General features: G+C 53.7%; 14 protein-coding genes, 1 pseudogene and 1 riboswitch. Of the genes and pseudogenes, 4 read left to right on the forward strand and 11 right to left on the reverse strand.

Annotation, left to right across the window (positions count from 1 at the left end):
- Positions 1-263 precede the first annotated feature (263 nt).
- The 7 genes from ACZ41M_RS04305 to ACZ41M_RS04335 all read right to left on the reverse strand — a co-directional run bounded on the left by ACZ41M_RS04305 (position 264) and on the right by ACZ41M_RS04335 (position 11,633).
- Complete coding sequence (locus ACZ41M_RS04305; RefSeq protein ID WP_464730150.1) at positions 264-968, reverse strand: M48 family metallopeptidase; 705 nt, start codon at positions 966-968, stop codon at positions 264-266.
- Positions 968-4,069 carry a type I restriction endonuclease subunit R gene (locus ACZ41M_RS04310; protein WP_464730149.1) on the reverse strand — a complete coding sequence of 1,034 codons (3,102 nt, stop codon included), beginning with the start codon at positions 4,067-4,069 and terminating at the stop codon, positions 968-970. The genes ACZ41M_RS04305 and ACZ41M_RS04310 overlap by 1 nt, the downstream gene beginning before the upstream one ends.
- A complete protein-coding gene (locus ACZ41M_RS04315) occupies positions 4,066-6,036 on the reverse strand; it encodes a DUF262 domain-containing protein (RefSeq protein WP_464730148.1) in 1,971 nt (656 codons plus the stop codon). Before ACZ41M_RS04315 ends, ACZ41M_RS04310 begins: the two co-directional genes overlap by 4 nt.
- Positions 6,033-7,499 (reverse strand): DUF262 domain-containing protein, encoded by a 1,467-nt coding sequence (locus tag ACZ41M_RS04320; RefSeq protein ID WP_464730147.1) that lies wholly within the window; start codon positions 7,497-7,499, stop codon positions 6,033-6,035. The genes ACZ41M_RS04315 and ACZ41M_RS04320 overlap by 4 nt, the downstream gene beginning before the upstream one ends.
- Positions 7,496-8,743 carry a restriction endonuclease subunit S gene (locus ACZ41M_RS04325; protein ID WP_464730146.1) on the reverse strand — a complete coding sequence of 416 codons (1,248 nt, stop codon included), beginning with the start codon at positions 8,741-8,743 and terminating at the stop codon, positions 7,496-7,498. The genes ACZ41M_RS04320 and ACZ41M_RS04325 overlap by 4 nt, the downstream gene beginning before the upstream one ends.
- Positions 8,734-11,214 (reverse strand): type I restriction-modification system subunit M, encoded by a 2,481-nt coding sequence (locus tag ACZ41M_RS04330; protein WP_464730145.1) that lies wholly within the window; start codon positions 11,212-11,214, stop codon positions 8,734-8,736. Before ACZ41M_RS04330 ends, ACZ41M_RS04325 begins: the two co-directional genes overlap by 10 nt.
- A gap of 191 nt (positions 11,215-11,405) precedes the next feature.
- A complete protein-coding gene (locus ACZ41M_RS04335; RefSeq protein WP_464730144.1) occupies positions 11,406-11,633 on the reverse strand; it encodes a hypothetical protein in 228 nt (75 codons plus the stop codon).
- A 41-nt stretch (positions 11,634-11,674) separates the two neighbouring features.
- Between ACZ41M_RS04335 and ACZ41M_RS04340 the strand changes: the two are divergent.
- A pseudogene (locus ACZ41M_RS04340) lies at positions 11,675-12,786 on the forward strand (IS3 family transposase).
- Between the two features lie 75 nt (positions 12,787-12,861).
- Here ACZ41M_RS04340 and ACZ41M_RS04345 read toward each other — a convergent pair.
- The 4 genes from ACZ41M_RS04345 to thiD form a co-directional block, all read right to left on the reverse strand.
- On the reverse strand, positions 12,862-13,395 hold the full coding sequence (locus ACZ41M_RS04345) for a hypothetical protein (RefSeq protein WP_464730143.1): 534 nt from the start codon (positions 13,393-13,395) through the stop codon (positions 12,862-12,864).
- Between the two features lie 153 nt (positions 13,396-13,548).
- Positions 13,549-14,076 (reverse strand): inorganic diphosphatase, encoded by a 528-nt coding sequence (gene ppa / locus ACZ41M_RS04350; RefSeq protein ID WP_464730142.1) that lies wholly within the window; start codon positions 14,074-14,076, stop codon positions 13,549-13,551.
- Between the two features lie 88 nt (positions 14,077-14,164).
- Positions 14,165-14,653 (reverse strand): GNAT family N-acetyltransferase, encoded by a 489-nt coding sequence (locus ACZ41M_RS04355; protein WP_464730141.1) that lies wholly within the window; start codon positions 14,651-14,653, stop codon positions 14,165-14,167.
- Positions 14,654-14,738: 85 nt separating this feature from the next.
- On the reverse strand, positions 14,739-15,602 hold the full coding sequence (gene thiD, locus ACZ41M_RS04360; RefSeq protein WP_464730140.1) for a bifunctional hydroxymethylpyrimidine kinase/phosphomethylpyrimidine kinase: 864 nt from the start codon (positions 15,600-15,602) through the stop codon (positions 14,739-14,741).
- A 146-nt stretch (positions 15,603-15,748) separates the two neighbouring features.
- Positions 15,749-15,852: riboswitch (TPP riboswitch) on the forward strand.
- On the opposite strand from thiD, the gene ACZ41M_RS04365 reads away from it, so the two are divergent.
- The 3 genes from ACZ41M_RS04365 to ACZ41M_RS04375 all read left to right on the forward strand — a co-directional run bounded on the left by ACZ41M_RS04365 (position 15,846) and on the right by ACZ41M_RS04375 (position 18,617).
- The gene (locus ACZ41M_RS04365; protein ID WP_464730139.1) at positions 15,846-16,466 is read left to right on the forward strand and encodes an ECF transporter S component; all 621 of its coding nucleotides are present in this window, start codon (positions 15,846-15,848) and stop codon (positions 16,464-16,466) included. (Overlaps the previous riboswitch by 7 nt.)
- A 10-nt stretch (positions 16,467-16,476) precedes the next feature.
- Complete coding sequence (locus tag ACZ41M_RS04370) at positions 16,477-17,853, forward strand: ATP-binding cassette domain-containing protein (RefSeq protein WP_464730138.1); 1,377 nt, start codon at positions 16,477-16,479, stop codon at positions 17,851-17,853.
- Entirely contained in the window at positions 17,850-18,617 is a 768-nt protein-coding gene (locus ACZ41M_RS04375) for an energy-coupling factor transporter transmembrane component T family protein (RefSeq protein WP_464730137.1), read from the forward strand. The genes ACZ41M_RS04370 and ACZ41M_RS04375 overlap by 4 nt, the downstream gene beginning before the upstream one ends.
- Positions 18,618-18,621 lie beyond the last annotated feature (4 nt).

The raw sequence follows: 18,621 nt of genomic DNA on the forward strand, positions 1-18,621 counted from the left end.
GTGTATTCATGTAGCGTTATTTTGTTCAAATGCGCCAAAAATAACTGCAAAAACCACAGCTACGTTAGGCTGCAGCGAATGTAGCAGTTTTAAAAACGGCTGCATAGTCCGCGCGCAACTGGTCTGACAAAGTCGCCACAAGTGGCATGAAATCAATCTGAATCCACAAAAACCATACGCTATTTTGTAGCAGAGTCCCCCCATGAGAGTTTTTAATCTAATTAGGCTCAAGGAGGACTCTATTTAAGTTCTTAAAATCTATTTTATCTACCAGTTAAAGGCAACTCATTAAGCTCTACTCGTGCTTCACGCCAATGTGGATAATGTTTTTCAAGTATGGCTATAAAGCGATCGTTGTGTGTAGGTTCAATCAAATGAACCATTTCATGTACGATCACATACTCTAATAAATCCTTAGGCTTTTTTACTAACTCAGTATTTAGACGAATATTGCCCTCTGCATGATTGCAACTACCCCACTTGGTTTTCATCCGTTGCAGGAAATAGCCTGAGACTTTCACCTTGAGCTTTTGCTCCCACTTTTGGATCAGTGGCGGTACAACCTTGTGCAGCAACGACTTGTGCCACTCATGCATCACCTCCGCGCGCTTTTCTGCGCTGCTGCCCGGACGAACAATCAGGGTGATCCGTTTGTTGCTGAGGACAACACTGGGCTTTACATCCTGGTAGTCGACCGTCATCAAGTAGCGTCGCCCCCATACGTAGTGGCTCTCACGTTCAACGAACTGGCGTGGTGTTTCCCGCGCCTGAGCTTCCAGCTTTCTCTGCTGGTCACGAATCCAGACCAACTTGGAGATCGCGTAGGCACGCGCTACTTCTAGGCGAGTGTTGGTTGGGGCGGCGAGAGTCACACGTCCATCAGGCGGATGAACGGTGAGGTGGACATTCTTGATGTCCTTCCTGGTCACCGCTATTGAAATCTCGCCCAGTTGAATCGTCTCGTTCATCAGTACCCCGATTGGTTCTTGATGATTTCGAAAATAGCCTGCGTTGCCACCCGATCCCGCGACATGATCGGAAACAGCGCATTGAGCACCTGCTTCTCACGGGTGTCATCCCCTTTCCAGCCTGCCGGTGCCTGCTCTCGCATCGCCTGATCGAGTTCAAGCGCGAGCGTCGCCTTGCCATCGTCGTCAGTCGGACAAACGAAAGTTTCGGCCAGAATACTGGCCAGATTATTGAAGAGAGCGATCGCTTCCGGGTGACCGTTGAGCACGTGCGGATGGCTGCCCGTATGCTTTGCTGCCATTTTTTTCACCAACGCTTCGGCCTTCTGGAGGAATTTCTCGTAGGCAGCGGTGTCGTCGCTCTTTTGCTTGATCAGGTCTTCGAGGAGCTTGGAGATCTCTTCGTAAAACTTCGGATCAGTCAGTTGATCCCGAATGATCGTCTTGCGGACGTTGTTGATGATGCCTTCAGCAATCGCATTCCTCGACAGCTTGCCCTTCTGGTTGAGCTTCTTGGCAATGGCGTCGTGAATGCCGGTTTCGATGATCAGCTCGGTAAGTGAGAGCGAGCTGAGATTTCCCAAATCTTCAGCTGGGTCTGCTTGGATGTAGGTGTTGATGAGGTGGCGCATATCCGCCTCATAAGGCTTAATGTCCAACTCTTCGCCTGAATGCTTCTTGATCGCCGTGCGAGTGTCGCTGTAGAACTCGATCTCCTTTTCGAGTGCAGCAATATCAGCCGCTGAATATCCTGCGTCCTCCAGGTTCTGGGCAATTGCCGCATAGGCTCGCAGGAATGCGGCTGCTGACTTGTAGAACGAGATGCGCAGCGGCTCGGTGTTCAGCAACGCTTCTGGATCGTTGGCATCACCGCAGAAATAGTGGAGGTACTGCTCCATCTCGCGGGGCATGGCCACCGGCTCACACAAGTAGCGCAGTGCTTCCCGGGCGGCATCGAGCTGCGCCTTGCCCTCCTTCAGCCAGTCTTTCACGGCTACGTTGCCGTCATCGCCACCTTCGTCGATGTCCAGCTCGTCCGAGGTGTAAACGGCGATGGAGTCCTGCACCTTCTCGAACAGCTCTTTGTAGTCGACGATGTGGCCATAGTCCTTGTCGTCGCCGTCGAGCCGGTTTGTGCGGCAGATAGCTTGGAACAGGTTGTGATCGCGCAGCTCGTTGTCGAGGTAGATGTAGGTGCAGGAAGGCGCATCGAAACCGGTCAGCAGTTTGCTCACCACGATTAGCAGCTTCAGATTGGCAGGCTCATCGATGAAGCGCTGCTTGGTCTTGTCCTCGTAGTCCTTAGTGGTCTGATCTTTCTGCAGGACGTGCTGGGTGTAGGTGTCAAATTTGTAGCGCTCGTCGCTGTCCTTGGGCTCGCGCGAAATCGCGTTGTGGTTGGGCTCGTAGGACGTAATGATTCCGCAGTACTTGCCAAACGACGTGTTCTGGAACAAACGGAAGTAGTGGCAGGCGTCGTAGATGGAGGCTGCCACCAGAATGGCCGTGCCCCGGTCATTGTTCAGACGCGGCTGAACTCCGAAGTCGTGGATGATGTCGGCGATGATGCGCTGCTTGCGCTCACCGGCACTCATCAGCTCTTCCATCGTCGCCCAGCGCTTACGCAGAACCGAACGCTGAAAGTTGTTCAGCCCCTTGGTTTTCTGATCAAACCACGCATCGATAGCTTTCTTTGACGTCAGGCGCTGAGGCACATCGCGCGCTTCGTACTTCAGGTCAAGCACAACCTTGTCGGCCACCGCTTCATCGAACTTGTAGGTGTGGATGTAGGTGCCGAAAACCTCGCGGGTGGTCTGCTTGTCTTTGCGCAGCAGAGGCGTGCCGGTGAAACCGATGAAGATGGCGTTCTCCAGCCACCGCTTCATCTGCTTGTTCATGTCGCCGCCTTGCGTGCGGTGACATTCATCGACGAAGACGTAAACACGGCCCACCACCCTCGGAGGCTCGCCCTTCAGGTCGCTCGTATCAAACTTGTGGATCAGCGCGCACATCAAGCGTGGCGTGGCTGCCCCTAGCTTTTCAACCAATTCCGCGCGAGAGGTGATGCGCGGCGATGCCGCATCCTCGCCGATCACGCCTGCATTACGCATCACACCCACGATCTGCTTGTCCAGCTCATCACGGTCGGTGATGACCAGGACGCGGGCGTGCGGGTCAAATTCCAGCAGCCACTTGGCAATCAGCACCATCAGAATGCTCTTGCCGCTGCCTTGGGTGTGCCAGATCACACCGCCTTCTTGGCTAGCGACCCGCTCCTGGGCCGCTTTCACGCCGTGGTATTGATGGACGCGAGGCACCTTTTTTTGCCCGCCATCGAAGATGATAAAGTTACGGATCAAATCCAGCAGGCGCACCTTGTCAAACATCTGCGCCAATGGAAGATCCAGCAGCGCACCCTCTGCGAGTGGCTCTGATGTGGCAGCGCCTTTATCCTTGCGCTCCTTCCACTCGACGAAAAATTTTTCAGGGGTGCCCGTGGTGCCGTAGCGCAAACCCTGCGAGTCGCTGCCCGCCAGCACCAACTGCACCGTGCTAAAAAAACCTTTATTGAAAATCTCTTCCTGGTTGGTGATGAGCTGACGAACACCGTCGGCCACCTCCACCGAACTGCGTTTCAACTCAATGACGGCGACCGCAATGCCATTGATATAAACGACCAGATCGGGCCGCCGCTCGTAGCCGCCGCGCAAGGTGACCTCTTCGGCCAAGCCAAAGTCGTTGTTGTCAGGCGTTTCCCAGTCGATGAGGTGTACGGTCTCATGCGCCTGCCCGGCTGCAATCTGTACCGGTACGCCATAGCGCAGCAGTTGGTAGGTGCGCAGATTGGCTTGATACAGGGTGATGCCGGTGGAGTCGGCGGCGGTCAGGAGCTTTTGCAGCGCAGCGGAAATGTGCGCATCGGAATAACCACGCTTCTTGAGGTTGCTGCGCAAAAAATCTGCCTCGATGCAGCGGTTGTTGTCGCGTTTACTCCACTCACCTAGGTGATCGTAGCCAAGGCAGTCAGGGCGACTTGCATCGGTAAACAGAGCGGCAACGCGGTTTTGCGTCTTGCGCTCAGATCGAGCTTGTTCAGTCATGGTACCAACCTCAAGGTGTTCTCCCAGTAGTCGCTTAGACACAAAATCATCTCTTGCTGATGGGAAAATGCCATATCGTCATTCCACCGGTCGCTCTCATAAATCAGGTCCATCTTGAGCGAATCCAACCGGCTCTTGTTGTTGTTAATAAAGCGCTGGCGCTTTTCGTTGAAGGGAAGATTTCCGTATTCTGAGTTCAAGCTTCGCGAGACCAGAGCGAGATTGCCGAAATAATCGAGCGCCTTGTCAACCCGGTTGTCGTCCCGTTCGGTTGGAGTCTGCGGAGAGATGTGTTCAACCGAGCTTTTGGCCGTGAGCCTGAATTTCTTCCAGCGCTCCGTTTGGCGTTTCTTCTGAAACCACAAGACGAAATCGAGCTTGTAGAACCAGTAGTGAGCAAACTTCACACCGCTGGGCTCGGCAAGCTCCTCCGCATGAATGGCATCGCGCCGTTGCCATGGTTCCTTCATGAAGCTCAGCGAGCGCACGATCAAAATCTCGTTGGCATCTGAGCCGAGCATGTGGTTGTCGAGATGCCGCAAGTAAGCGAAATACCGCTCCGCATCCAACTCGGGATTTCGGTGCATGAAGTTGAGCAACGGCGTAACCCAATACTGCGTGGTGATCTCCTGCGAGTGATAAAGCATGCTCTGTAGCAACGAAAAGCCCTGATGACTGTCGGACTCCCGCGAGCGGCTCATGTAGCGCTTCCCGCTGCTGGTGCTGACGCTGATGGCGCTGATCAGGTGAACCTCCTCTTCGCCCTGATCTACCCACTTGATGAGGTGCTCGTCGAAGATCACCCGCAGCCGCCAGAGTAAATCGATGAACGACCGGACGCTTTCCGTGCGATCCTCGGCAGGCTTAAAGAAATGCTCCTCGAACAGGGTGAGCAGCTCGCGGTCGAGGAGTCGCGGCAGGTCGGGCCGGCCACGTTCGAACAGCCAGATACGCAAGACATGTTGCAGAAAGAGGGGAAAACCGAACATGCCGCGCACCCAAGTCGGCTCTGTGGTCTCCGTCTCGGTCTCGCCTCCTCCGGCCTGCGCGTCGTCCGGTGCTCGCAGGATCTCCGCCAGAGTCAGTGCATGGTGGTGGTTCTGCTCCTGGATTCGCCTTGCCAGTAGCGCGCGCACCGCCGAGGCATCGGTTAGCTGGCCCCTTTCGTAACAGGCGGCTACTTCGCTGGCGAAACCCTTGAAATTGCCACTCAGGTTTCGCTCCACGAAGTTCTCCATGTCGGCGCAGGCGTCCCAGAGGACGGCATAGGGTCCTCGCTCGACCTCGTTGAGCGCATCCAGCATCCGTGCCTTGAGGATTTCATGGTGCTGTAGCTGCACACCCCGGTTGTTGATTACCTCGAACAGCTTGTTCAGGTCGGTTTCGCGGGGCACGGTGGTGATGACAAACTTCACTCGGCCAAAGACAAACTCCGTCAGCTCGCGGAGGTGCGCCTGAAGATTCGTAACGCCCGCCGGCAGCGGACGCTTTTCAAACACAGACCGCATCAAATCCAGCGCGATGCGCATCCGTTTGGTCGCTTCATCGTCCGGGACAGCTCGCCCCTGACCACCAAACACCATCGTCTCAAGGAAGCTATTCACTTCCGAGCGAATCGCGAAGCGCAGGCGCGGTTCGACCCGCTTGTCGTCCGTGGTGGTGGCAAGAAACGGCGTGAGCGCCTCGCGCCACGCGTGGCACAGCAGCCACAGGGTCGTGAAGCGTTGTTGGCCATCGATGAGATCGAAGTGCCGACCGCGCCCGCCCGACTGCTCCACAAGCAGGGTGCCGCCCAGAAAGAAAATCTCCTCGTCGCGTTCGTAGGCGTTCACGAGGTCGTTCAGGAGCGTGAGCACTTGGTCCTCGCCCCAGACATACAGTCGTTGGTAGATCGGGATATTGAAATGCCAGTCCGGGCTCTCCTTCACGATCGCCTCCAGACTGTAGAGCCGAGATTCGATCTTCATGCGGAACCTTCCTTCAGTTTCGTGTCGATCCATGTGTGCTTGCCGTTCAGGGACGTGACATCTATGCGCCCGTAGTAAGCGAGAACCGCCTGCTTGTAGATACCCTGCACCCCCTTGCCGGGCTCAATGGTCTCGTCAGAATATGTCTTGGCGTGGGTGTGATTGGCCTTCAGGTGGGCAATGACCTGCTCGGGCCGGTAGCCGCTGGCAATCACATCAAGCAGGTTCAGCGTGTCCTGCTTAAAGAAGTTCTGCGCCGCCTCGTAGCGCACCTGCTGCTTCTCGAGCCTAATTGCACCCAGCGCATGATCTAACCAGAGCGAGAACTCCCACAGCTTCTCGTCGTCGAACTGGTCGGCGAACATCACCGCCGCCAGCAGGAAGATTTCTCGCAGGAAGAGCGAATTGGCCATCACCAGCTTTTCGTAAACTTCGCGAAAGCGCAGAACTTCCACCGAGTCATTAGGGTCCACCACCAGACGGCGTAGCAGTGCCGCATACTTATCGGCATAGAGAAAGAAGCCAATGCCTTTATGTATCGGTTGTCGCATCGCGAAAGGCAGGTCCTCTGGCTTCGGGCTCAGAGAAATCCGGTTGGTGTGGATCTCGCCGTGACCGTCGCGTCGCAGTGTGAGGGCCGTGCCGAGCCGGTTGTGGCGCGAGCGGTAAAGCGGGATCGTCGCGGGGTCGCCTTCGCTTTTCCACGTGTGCTGCTGAAACTCCTCCATCAACGCGTCGTGCCCGCCAAGGCTCACCCGTTGCCCTGTCCAATACCGCGCCCGCCAGAGAAACTTGGCGAACAAGCTTTGTGCAAATTCCTGATCATGCGACAAGACTGGCGTACCTCGCTGGATGCCTTCCCAGCGCTGAGCACAAAGTGTTTGCAAGGCTTCCTTTCGCGCGACCGATTCCGCGTCCACCGCCCGCAAGTGATAGGCCTTGAGCAAGTCCGTGGCATGCAGCGGCACGCCGCGGTTGTTCTGGGTGTCAAAGAAGGTGAAGGCCAGGTCCACCCTATCTACCGAAATGACGGTGAAAACGATCTGGTCGAAAATCTCGGCGTCCGGACGGCTGCCATGTTCACGCAAGACTTTCGAGGCGGCACGGATGCACCGTGCGGACTTGGGGGAATAGGTCAGCGCGCATTTGTCGGGTAGCCCGTCTTTGAGCTGCTGATGCAGCAAACACAGGGCGGTGATCCGCTGCTGTCCGTCGATGAGGAAATGCTTCTCCTTTTCAGCGTGGCGGTGAATCAACACCGTGCCCATGTAGTAGGGAGGCTTGGGATCGTCCTCTTGCTGATAGGCGCTCAGGTCGTCGGCCAACTGCCGCACCTTGTCATCCCTCCAGACAAAGCCGCGCTGGTAGGTGTCTACCGCCAGCGGGAATACCGACTCATTGAAGAGCTGAGCAAAGCTCAAAACTTCAACCTGGACTGGGATGGACGAATCCCCTGCCGTCATACCAGCCTCGTCTTTCCGGTGAGCAACTCCTGCATCATGGCTTGTTTGATGTCGCGGGTTTTATCGCGACGTGCTTCAAGTGCAATCAGCTCTGCGTCCATTCCAGAGAGAACTTCTGCGATAGCGGCTTGTTCCTCTTTCAGAGGCAGCAGGACCGATGCCTCACACAGGGCTGTTTTAGAGAGGTTGTACCGTGTTGAACCTTGTGCGAGCGACTTCATCATTTCGCGCCCCGGATTGGCACGGATGTAATAAGTCAGAAATAGACCGTCCACTTGCTGATCGTCGAAAAGACGGAATCCGAAACAGAAACTGTTGAGATACAAATCCGGCACCTCTTCCGACATCAGCGAGCAAAATGCAACCTCTTCAGGCGTTTCGGAGGAGCCGTTGAAAAGTAAATCGCCGCGTAGCACTCTGTTTTGAGTCTCAGAGGCTGAGACGTTCACTTGCTCACAAGCCGCGCAATCGATCACCGTATTTGTCATCACATTCATGAAAGTGATGTACTTGGCAGTGCCGACCCCAAAGTCTGATTTGGTTTTTCCGGTTAGCCCGCCATAGGTTGCCCCCAGTTCTCCCAGGGTCTTTTTCTGCCACTCACCGAAAAAACCCGGCAGACGTGTCTTGCCAGTGAGTAATTGCTGCATAGCCGCCTGCTTCAAATCACGCTTCTTGAGGATAACTTGGTCAAGGGCAGCAAGCAGCGTATCTACATCGCTTAGCGCACTTGCGATTCGCGTTCGTTCCTCGTTGGTTGGCGGCAAAGGAACCTTGAAGGAGTTCAGGCTTTTGTTGGTGATCTGGTTGATGGTCGCGCCCAGATGCTCATTGATCTGTTTCTTGAAAATGCCAGACTGAAACACGTGACGCAGGAACTGTCCGTCTTCACTACGGAAAACTCCCATGAATGCACCGAAGGTCATGCCAACGGCCCGCTCGTCGATAAGAGCGGACTTGCCGATCAGATCCCGACTGCCATTTCGGACGCAGACAAGAATGTCTCCCGGCCTGACCATGATGCGGTCAGGAATATCGGCGTCGACAAAAACGTTGTCGTCAAAGCAAAGCGTCCCGTTTTGGACGTTGGATGAACGCAGCACCAGCGTTCCATACTTGCGAACTTCGGAAGGGCGATAGGTCAATCCAATGAGGCTGTCGCCAATCTCGCCCAGCGGCTTGGCATCCCAGTCGTCCGGGATCACGCCGACATCGCTGCGCTTGTAGCCAGGCATCAGTTCCATACCGCCCCCATCTTTTTCAGGTGCTCATCCACCCGCGCTGAGAGTGTGGCGAGCTCTTTGGTCAGCGTCGGCAGCGGCGTGGCATAGCGTTCCGCAAGCTGGCGGATGCGACTGGTGAGGGTTTGAGAAACCCGATCCAGCTCGCCTTGCACGGCATCGGCCAAGGTCGCCAGCCATTTGTCGTCCACTACAAGCTGCTTGATCTCGTCCTCGGTCAGCTTGGGGTACTTGGCATCCAGCTTGGCCTCAAGGTCGTCCTGCGCCGCTTTCAGCTTGCCTTTGATATCAGTCTGCTTGTCAAGCAAGGCGGCGTAGTCCTGCAGCGCCTTGCGCTCGTCGGCGTAGTCAGGATCTTTGCCGATCTCCTTCAGGCGGGCTTTGACAGCCTTAGCCGTGATCTTCTGCTTGTCGCCTTCGCCTTCAATGACCTCGGCTAGCAGCCCTTCTTCGCCGCTGTTCTCTTCCATCATCTCCTGAAGTTGTTGCTCGACATCTGCCAGCTTGGCCTCCAGCGCTTCAATGGCGTCGCGCTCAACGGTGAAGTAACGGGCGATCAGAATTGGCGCGGGAATCAGGTCGGATTTGAAGCGGCGCTTGCCTTTCTTGTAGTCATGCGCTTCGGGCCACGCCAGCTTGCCGTCCTTGTTCTTGACTTGAAGAATTTCACGCGGCTGCGCCCCAGCCTGCCAGCCTGCGTCTGATATCAGGTAGCAGTCGTCTTGCATCGTCTCGGCCCAGTAATCCATGAGGTGTTGGTACACGTCATAGGCATTGACCAGGGGTGTCGGCTTGAATCGGGCAAGCAAATCCTCGGACAGTGCATCGATCAGTTGCTTTGGGTGGCCGTTTTTCGCAAAGCCCTTCAGTTGCGGGGTGCGGGCCTGCTTCCAATCAGCAAAGACCTTGGTGGCCGCCTGATTGAATGCAGTGAACTCAGGATGCGCAAAGATGGTGGTCTTCACCTCGGCGATGGGCAGTTTCAACTGTGCATAACCAGCGCGCCCGGCTGACTCGAACAGGGTATTGCGCACACCGGGGATCACCTTCCAATAGCCGCTCAACGCATCCAGGTCACGCTCTGGAATCCCGCCACGCAAGTGGCCATCGATGTCCTGGATGTCTTCAGGTTCGGTGCTGTCGATGTAGCGTGGCAGGTTGAGGTTGTAGTCGTTCTTGGGATCTGCGATCTCGGTCAGCGGCACCATGCGCGAGTAGCGTGGCAACTCTGCCAACTTGGTGAAGGCATCGACGATCTTGTGAATGTCCTGCTCACGCAGGCGGTTCTTGGCACCGTCCTTGATAAAGCCCTTGGAGGCGTCGATCATGAAGATGCCTTTGCGTGCTGAAGCGTTTTCCTTGTCCAGCACCAGGATGCAGGCGGGAATGCCCGTGCCGTAGAACAGGTTGGCCGGCAGGCCAATGATCCCTTTGAGGATGCCCGACCGCACCAGCTTCTCGCGGATGACAGCCTCGGCATTGCCCCGGAAAAGGACACCGTGAGGGAGAATACAGGCGCCTTTGCCGGTGCTCTTCATTGAGCGAATGATGTGCAGCAGGTAAGCGTAGTCGCCTTGCTTTTTCGGCGGTTCACCCCAAGCAAAACGCTGGTGCGCGTCGCTGGCAGGGGTCAGGCCGGTGCTCCAGGTCTTGTCTGAAAACGGCGGATTGGCGACGACGTAGTCATAGGTACGCAGCGACTCGCCATCCTTGAATTTCGGCGAGGCCAGCGTGTTGCCCTGCAGGATGTTGGCGGTTGGAAAGTCGTGCAGGATCATGTTCATACGGGCGAGACCAGCAGTGGTCACGTCCATTTCCTGCCCTTCCAACGTGATGTGCTTGCCAGCCTCGGCGGCCACCTTCAGCAGCAAGGAGCCAGAGCCGCAGGTGGGGTCATACGCGGTGGTCGATGCCACTGCATTGGCGGGGGAGATGCCCACGACCTTGGCCATGATGCGACTGACCTCGGATGGCGTATAGAACTGGCCCTTGCTCTTGCCGCTCTGCGAGGCAAAGTGCCGCATCAGGTATTCGTAGGCATCGCCCAAAATGTCGTCGTTCTCGGCTCGGTTCTTCGAGAAATCCAACTCGGGCTTTTGGAAGATGCCGATCAGGTTGCTGAGGCGATCCACCATCGCCTGACCTTCACCGAGCTTGTTCGGGTCATTGAAGTCAGGGAAGTCGCTGCGTGCAAGACGGGTGTTGGCGTCGATCAGGGGCTGAATGACCTGTGTGTTGATCTTGTCGCCAATATCGCTTTTGCCCTTGAGGGCAACCATGTCCTTGAAGCTGGCTCCGGGCGGAATGGTGACAGGCGGGGCAAAGTCATCAGAGTTCCCGTACTTGTCCGAGACGTACTTAATGAACAGCATGAACAGGACGTAGTCCTTGTACTGGCTGGCATCCATGCCGCCGCGCAGTTCATCGCAAGATGCCCACAAAGATGAATAAAGATCGGATTTTTTGATAGCCATTGTATTATGAGAATACCACAATTGTGGTGGTTTTAATTTTAGGGGGTGTCTATTTGGCAGATATAGCCATCAGGATTGAGATTGTACCGAAGTAGCCTTTGGTGAGCTACATTTTTGGCTTGATTTTAAGGTAAATATCGATTTTTTGAATTCTACACCTGTGTTGAACTTTGGATTTTTGAAAAGAATCACTAAAGGTCTTTTTCATAATATTCTCTAAAAATCATTTGGGCTTCAATAAATTCCTTTTCAAGTATGTCAGGGACATCACGCTCTTGATAAGGAATGTTTCTCTCTTTGTAATAGGCCGATATAGCCCAATTTCGAATATCGGTCTGAACCTTAAGGTATTGTTGAAATTCCTTACTTTGTCGAACGATTGAGTCGGCTGCGGTAATACCCCCTAAAAAAGCCAGCACCTAAAAGTAGAACCCTTTAAACTAACCCAAAGGAGTTTTACATGAAAGTATCCAAATTCAGCGACAGCCAAATCGCCAGCATTCTAAAACAAGCCGAGTCAGGCGTACCCGTACCCGCACTGTGTCGTGAGCATGGCATCAGCAGTGCCACCTTCTACAAATGGCGCAGCAAATACGCAGGCATGGACGCAAACCTCATGAGCCGCCTCAAAGCCTTAGAAGCCGAGAACACGCGCCTGAAAAAACTCTATGCCGAATCCCAGCTGCACACCGACATCCTCAAGGAGTGCCTTGCAAAAAAGTAAGCGCGTCATCTCGTAAAGAGATGGCGCAACAACTGCACAACGATAAAAACATCAGCATCCGTGCGTCCTGCGAACTCATGAGTATCTCAGAAAAACGCTTTCGCCACATCCCAACGCGCGCGCAAGCCAACGCCATGATAGCCGCTAAACTGATCGAGTTGACCACCACCAAAGGACAAAACACATGGGGCTTTCGATTATGCTACCTGCACATCCGCAACGTCTTGGGCTGGAAATACAACCACAAACGCATCTACCGCATTTACTGCAAACTCGGGCTCAACTTGCGCCTGATTCCCAACAAACGCCTTGACCGAGAAACACCGCAACCACTCGAAGTGCCCGACGCAATGGATGTGACGTGGTCAATCGACTTCACCCACGACAACCTCGAGGATGGGCGCAGCATCCGCTCATGCAACGTCATTGACGACCACAACCGAGAAGGGTTGTTGGCAGAAATCAACTTCTCAATCCCCGCAACCACGCTGACGCGCTATCTCGACCAACTCATTGAATGGCGTGGTAAACCTCAAGCGATACGCTCGGACAACGGCCCTGAATTCATCAGCCACCACTACCAACAATGGGCGCAAAAGCACGACATTAAACTGCTCTACATCCAACCTGGAAACCCACAGCAGAACGCCTACATTGAACGCTTTAACCGAACCATGCGCTATGAATTGCTCAATCAGACATTATTTGAGTCACTCGAACACGCTCAAATCGAGGCGACACAGTGGCTGTGGTGTTACAATAACAACCGTCCTCATATGTCGCTCGGTGGATTCACTCCAGCGCAAACGCGTATGATGGCTTTAACAAACTCACGCGTCCTGCACTAAACGCAGGACTTGTGTTGATTCTACTTTTAGATGCCGCCCTTTTAGGGGGTATTACCGAACTTATAGGAGCATAGTTCATTCTAAGGTTGGCTTTTGACGCCAAAACCCTTCGCTGGCTAAAACGCCAGACCGAATTCGGTCAATTTTACCGAAATGGTACATATTGTATAATCTGCTATTGACTCGTTCGCGAACTCGATTTGAGGAAGGCATAAAATCTTGTGTTTGTTGAATATGCTCGGTTATGTACGCTACGATTTCGGTCGTACTGACCCAACTTGCTCGTTTAGACAGAATAGAATAGATGCATTGCGTCATTTCTCCTCGTTTGAGAAGAAATGGATTTTTGTGCGGATTTTTGGCTTTTAATCTAGATAATTCGACAGGGATTTCATGCAATGAAATCGAGTGTTCAATCGCTTGTAAGTCTTGTTGTAAGACCTGAATCAGCATATTGAGCTGCGTATTTCGTTCAATAATTTCGTTTGCGTGCTCTAGATATCTTTCAACATCTTCCAACTCTTTTTGGGCTTGATTCAAACGACCAAGAATCGTTTGGTGATTTTTAATCAGCCACTTGAGAGAAGAAGGAATTTTATAAGTACTCATGAATCTAGTCTAAGCTAGATTCATGAGTTTTTACAGGGGACGGTGCTACCTAATAGCGAAACCATATAAAAAAAGAGCTCATAAGAGCTCTTTTTTATCCAACCGATGATGATCAGCGAATACGGTCAACGAATACGACCACAAACACAGTCATCAGCCTTTGTAGTTCGCCACGCCATCGGTGATTTCTTTGTGCGCGTCTTCCAAACCGCCCCAACCTTCGATTTTCACCCATTTGCCTTTTTCCAGCGCTTTGTACTGCTCGAAAAAGTGTTGAACGTTGTCTTTGATGTATTGCGGTACTTGGTCAATGGTTTTGATGTCCGCAGTCATAGGGCAAACCTTGTCAATCGGTGCGACGATCAGTTTCGCATCCGCACCTTTTTCATCGGTCATTTTCAGCATGCCAATCGGACGGCAACGCACCACCGCGCCCGCCATGATCGGGAATGGCGCCAATACCAGCGCATCCACCGGATCGCCGTCACCCGCCAAAGTTTGCGGAATATAGCCGTAGCTCAATGGGTAACGCATACCGGTACCGATAAAACGATCCACCCACAAGGTTTGCGTGTCTTTGTCTACTTCGTATTTCACCGGATCGCTTTGCGCAGGAATCTCGATGATGACATTAAAATCGTTTGGAATGTCCTTACCAGCAGGAATAGCTTCGTAACCCATGATTAGTTCCTCAAAAAACAGTTAAACAAAATGATTGCGGCATTATAGCTCAAACACAACCTTGATCACCGAGCAATTTGAAAACGCTTTACCGCAATCGCGTATAAATCAAGCTGTCGTAAAACTCGCCATTTTTAAAGATACTCTTACGCAAACGCGCTTCGAACTCGTAGCCACATTTTTCTAAAACTTTCACAGATGCCACATTAGGCGCAAAGACGGTAGCGGCCAATCGCACCAAATCAGTTTGCTCAAACAGATAATCCGTCATCATCTGCACAGCCTGTGACGCATAGCCTTTGCCCCAATGTTCGCGCCCAATCACGTAGCCGATTTCAGCAGAATAGCGCTCTTCTAACTCTCCACGAATAGTACCAATCGAGCCTACCAACTGTCCATTTACCTCAATCGCACGGGCAATTTGCTCACGGCTTCCGACCTCGATCCACCAACGCGCATCCTCAACCGTATACGGCTGAGGAATACGCTCGGATAAATACTGCACCGTTTGCGGGTCATTCAAATAGCGCAGCAAAAGGGTTTCATCCTCTGCCACAAATTCGCGTAACTGCATCATTTCTGCCTCTTTTCTGCTTCCATCTCAATTGCGTCATCAAATATGATTCAAATGATTCTGCTTTGGAGTCGATATTTACGCCATCCTAATCCAGCACCCTCATTCCCCGTGGCGCAAACCCGTGGTTCAGCGGTCCATACCCTTGACCGGTTTGTACCGATTGCCCCTTTTCGATTGCTTGTAGGATGTATGCGCGCGCCTGCTGCACGGCTTCGGACAAAGACAAACCCAAGGCCAAGTAGCAGGCAATCGCCGAGGATAAGGTACAGCCCGTTCCGCGCGTGTTCATACTGGCTATGCGCGGGCTGGAGTAGGTTTGGGTCTGCTCGGTTTGATGGTTGGACGAGTCCAGCAGTAAATCCGTCACAACCGCCCCCGCGCTCTGCTCGGATAAATGCCCGCCTTTGAGCAAAACGGCACGCGCGCCCAACTCTGATAAATCATGAGCGGCTTGCTCCAACTGTTCAACACGTTCAATGCTGCGTCCGAGTAAGCATGACGCTTCATCTAAATTGGGGGTAATCAGCGTTACCAGAGGAAATAGCTCTTGAACCAGCACCTCAACGGTTTGCTGCTGCATCAAGGAATCACCACTGCTGGCCACCATCACGGGATCCAAAACCACGTTGGCAAAAACATATTCTCGCAATACCTGCGCCACCACATGGACAATTTCAGGGCTATACAGCATACCGATTTTCACCGCATCTACACCGATATCGGATACCACGGCATGAATCTGAGCACGCACCATCTCCGGCGGCAATACCTGTACCGCCTGCACTCCGAGCGTATTTTGTGCGGTAATCGCTGTGATGGCCGTCATGCCATAGCAACCCAATGCCGAACAGGTTTTTAAATCCGCTTGAATACCCGCGCAGCCGCCGCTGTCTGAACCGGCAATGCTCAATACGCGAGGATAATGGGGTTTTTGTAAGGGTAGGTTCATAGTGGGCTGCATTTGGGAGTTCGTGCCGATTGGTTATTTGCTTGAAGGCTTATTATGCCAGCCACACAGGGATTTGACTATGGCGGTTTGACTTTTATCTCGCGCTTATCTATGATTGCGCCTCTGCGCTTATTCAAATAATGTAATCGCACACCTGGGGGTGGTCAGTCGCATGGGGCGGCTCGGCCTGAGAAATACCCTTTGAACCTGTCGAGTTAATACTCGCGTAGGAAAGGACTCTAAATGAATCGCATATTTACTTCATCTGAATTTCAACCCCGTTCGCCATTGGCTTTATTCCGCTCGATTACCTTGCAGGAATGGGTAACTGTTGCCGTTATGGCCGCCGCTATGGGTGTGGCGTACTGGGCTTGGACCTTGGTCTACGACTTTTTGAAAGAACCCTTGCTCAAACCGCTCGGTATCAAACGCGCTTTGGATGGCTTTTGGCTGATGGCGCCGGTATTTTTCGGCTATATGGTGCGCAAACCGGGCATGGCGTTGTTCGGCTCCTTGGTCGCCGCCGGTGTCGAAGGCATCATCACGCAATGGGGCATGAGCGCGTTGATTTACGGTTTGGTGCAAGGTCTGGGCGCTGAGTTGGTATTCGCACTGTTCTTGTACCGCAAATGGAACTGGTCGGTGCTGCTGTTGGCAGCAAGCATGGCGGCCGTGTTCAGCTTTGGCTATGATTACTTGAGCCAAGAGCAAGCGAACCTGTCCATCGTGTTCAATGCGATTCAACTGGCCGTATTCGTCATCTCCAGCTGGGTTTTTGCTGCGGCATTGAGCCGCTATCTGGGGAAACGTTTGGTAAAAACCGGTCTGCTCGATGGCTTTTTAATTGCACGCGACCGCAGCTAATTCAAACCGCATGATGCGTTTAGAACCGTTTGATTTTCACTATGCCCGCACTCGTGCGGGTATTGCCTTATCCACGCCGCTGAATTTACCCGAGCGTGGCTTGGTCTGGCTCACAGGTGCGAGCGGCAGTGGCAAATCAACGTTACTCAACCTCATCAAAGGCCTATACCCCGAATTCATTCACGGCACACTCGCAGGCGGCAATCCGGCCATTGCGCGCGACGCGCTGTACCTCTCGCAAAACCCGCACACACAAATCGTACATGAGCGCGTCGGCGAAGAATTCTTTTTCAGCATGGAGCACCGCCAATACACGCCCGAGCAAATGCATGCGAAAAAATACCTGCTCGAACAATACGGCTTAGGCGATATGGAGCTCAAACCCACCGCGCAGCTCTCACACGGACAGGCACAGCGCCTGTTGCTCGCCTCCATGCTCGCGACCGAACCAAAAGTCTTACTACTGGACGAGCCAACCGCATTTCTCGATGAAGAGATTCGTACCGAGTTTTACCAACTGCTGAACGAGCTCAAGCAACACGTCTGCATCCTACTGGTCGACCACCACATGCAAGTCGCCGAATATGCCGATGTCTGCTGGCATATTTCCGAAAAAGGCGAACTAAACAAACGCTCGCCCGAAAGCTGGCTGCATGAAACTCAGCAAGCATTGCAGCAGCTGCGTGCCGAATCGAGTTTAACGCAAACACCTCCGCCACTGTCCGCGCAGATCACCTTGTCATTGGAACAACTGGTCGTCGGCTACGACAAAAAGCAACCGCTGTTCACCGCCAATGCAACGCTTCACTCGGGCGAATGCACCGTGCTATGCGGCGAAAACGGCTCGGGCAAATCCACGCTGCTCAATACCTTGGCCGGTATGACCAAACCGCTCGGTGGTCAATGCACCCTGCGCTACCAAGCCTCAGCCGAAGAAGCGCCGCAGCAGATCAAACCGCGCGAGCAGATGATGTATGTGTTTCAGCACCCTGACAGCCATTTTTTCTTTGACACAGTGGCTGAAGAACTGACCCAACTCGGCGTGCAAGACATCGCAGGCACACTGGCGCACTTCGGTCTGGCCGACTGTGCCGAACGCTCGCCACATCAGCTCTCCGAGGGGCAAAAGCGCCGCCTCACCCTGCTGTTCCCTGTGCTTTTGCAACGCGCGCTGATCGTGCTTGACGAGCCGACGTTTGGCCAAGACGCGCTCAATGCCGAACGCATCACGCAACTGATTCGCTCATTCAAAGCCGCTGGTCACGCGCTCATTGTCATCACCCACGATGCCACCTTGCATCGGGCGATTGCCGATCAAACGTGGGAGATTCGCGACGGGGAGTTACATATACACGCAGGCGCAGAGACAGAGGAGACACCACGATGAACCCCTCTGTCATTTCTGCCACCTCCCCCACTTCTGCCTCTTCTGCAACCCACAGCTCTGCACCCATCCGCACGCGCCCACTGCACGACGCGCACGTATTGGCATTACTCATGCTGTTTTTCATCGGCGTGGCATTCCCCGTCGCATGGCATACCGTGGTGGCGTGGTCGTTGGCGATGATGGTGTTGGCAAAGATTCAGGGCATGAGTTGGCGCGCGATTCTCATTCGATTCGGACTGGCGCTGCTGCTCTCTTGGTCCATCTGGCTGTGGAATATGATTTTTGTCGCCGAGCGCACCGACGAAACCATGCAAAAAGCCAATCAGATTCTACTGCGCGTCACCACCATGACTTGGGTCGCGCTCATGTCCGGCACAATGGTGAATCTGCGTGATGTGGTCAGCACAGCGCTGCAACGCGGCTGGCTCAGTATGAATGTCGCCTACGCGCTGCAACTCGGCTTCGGCGCCATCGGCCTGATGCGCGCGGAGATCAAACGCATCATGCTCAGCGCAAAACTGCGCGGATTGAACTGGCGCGAGCGGTTTTTACAATGGCTGCCCATTTTGATTTTCGCCCTGCGCCACGCCACACGCGGCGCCATGAGCCTACGCGCGCGCGGACTGGTCGAGCATGAGGCGAAAAAAACGTTTTACTATAATTATCAAAGCACGCGCCGACAACAAATCGCCGCATGGCTGACGCTGTTGCTATTGATCGCCATCACAGCGATCAGCGAATGGCTACGCCGCTATCCGATGTAATGAA

This window comes from Puribacter membranae (assembly GCF_055380425.1).

Coding starts and splice junctions, on each gene's coding strand:
- ACZ41M_RS04305 (WP_464730150.1), bottom strand. CDS start 968: ATGAACGAGACGATTCAACTGGGCGAGATTTCAATAGCGGTGACCAGG.
- ACZ41M_RS04310 (WP_464730149.1), bottom strand. CDS start 4,069: ATGACTGAACAAGCTCGATCTGAGCGCAAGACGCAAAACCGCGTTGCC.
- ACZ41M_RS04315 (WP_464730148.1), bottom strand. CDS start 6,036: ATGAAGATCGAATCTCGGCTCTACAGTCTGGAGGCGATCGTGAAGGAG.
- ACZ41M_RS04320 (WP_464730147.1), bottom strand. CDS start 7,499: ATGACGGCAGGGGATTCGTCCATCCCAGTCCAGGTTGAAGTTTTGAGC.
- ACZ41M_RS04325 (WP_464730146.1), bottom strand. CDS start 8,743: ATGGAACTGATGCCTGGCTACAAGCGCAGCGATGTCGGCGTGATCCCG.
- ACZ41M_RS04330 (WP_464730145.1), bottom strand. CDS start 11,214: ATGGCTATCAAAAAATCCGATCTTTATTCATCTTTGTGGGCATCTTGC.
- ACZ41M_RS04345 (WP_464730143.1), bottom strand. CDS start 13,395: ATGAGTACTTATAAAATTCCTTCTTCTCTCAAGTGGCTGATTAAAAAT.
- ppa (WP_464730142.1), bottom strand. CDS start 14,076: ATGGGTTACGAAGCTATTCCTGCTGGTAAGGACATTCCAAACGATTTT.
- ACZ41M_RS04355 (WP_464730141.1), bottom strand. CDS start 14,653: ATGATGCAGTTACGCGAATTTGTGGCAGAGGATGAAACCCTTTTGCTG.
- thiD (WP_464730140.1), bottom strand. CDS start 15,602: ATGAACCTACCCTTACAAAAACCCCATTATCCTCGCGTATTGAGCATT.
- ACZ41M_RS04365 (WP_464730139.1), top strand. CDS start 15,846: ATGAATCGCATATTTACTTCATCTGAATTTCAACCCCGTTCGCCATTG.
- ACZ41M_RS04370 (WP_464730138.1), top strand. CDS start 16,477: ATGATGCGTTTAGAACCGTTTGATTTTCACTATGCCCGCACTCGTGCG.
- ACZ41M_RS04375 (WP_464730137.1), top strand. CDS start 17,850: ATGAACCCCTCTGTCATTTCTGCCACCTCCCCCACTTCTGCCTCTTCT.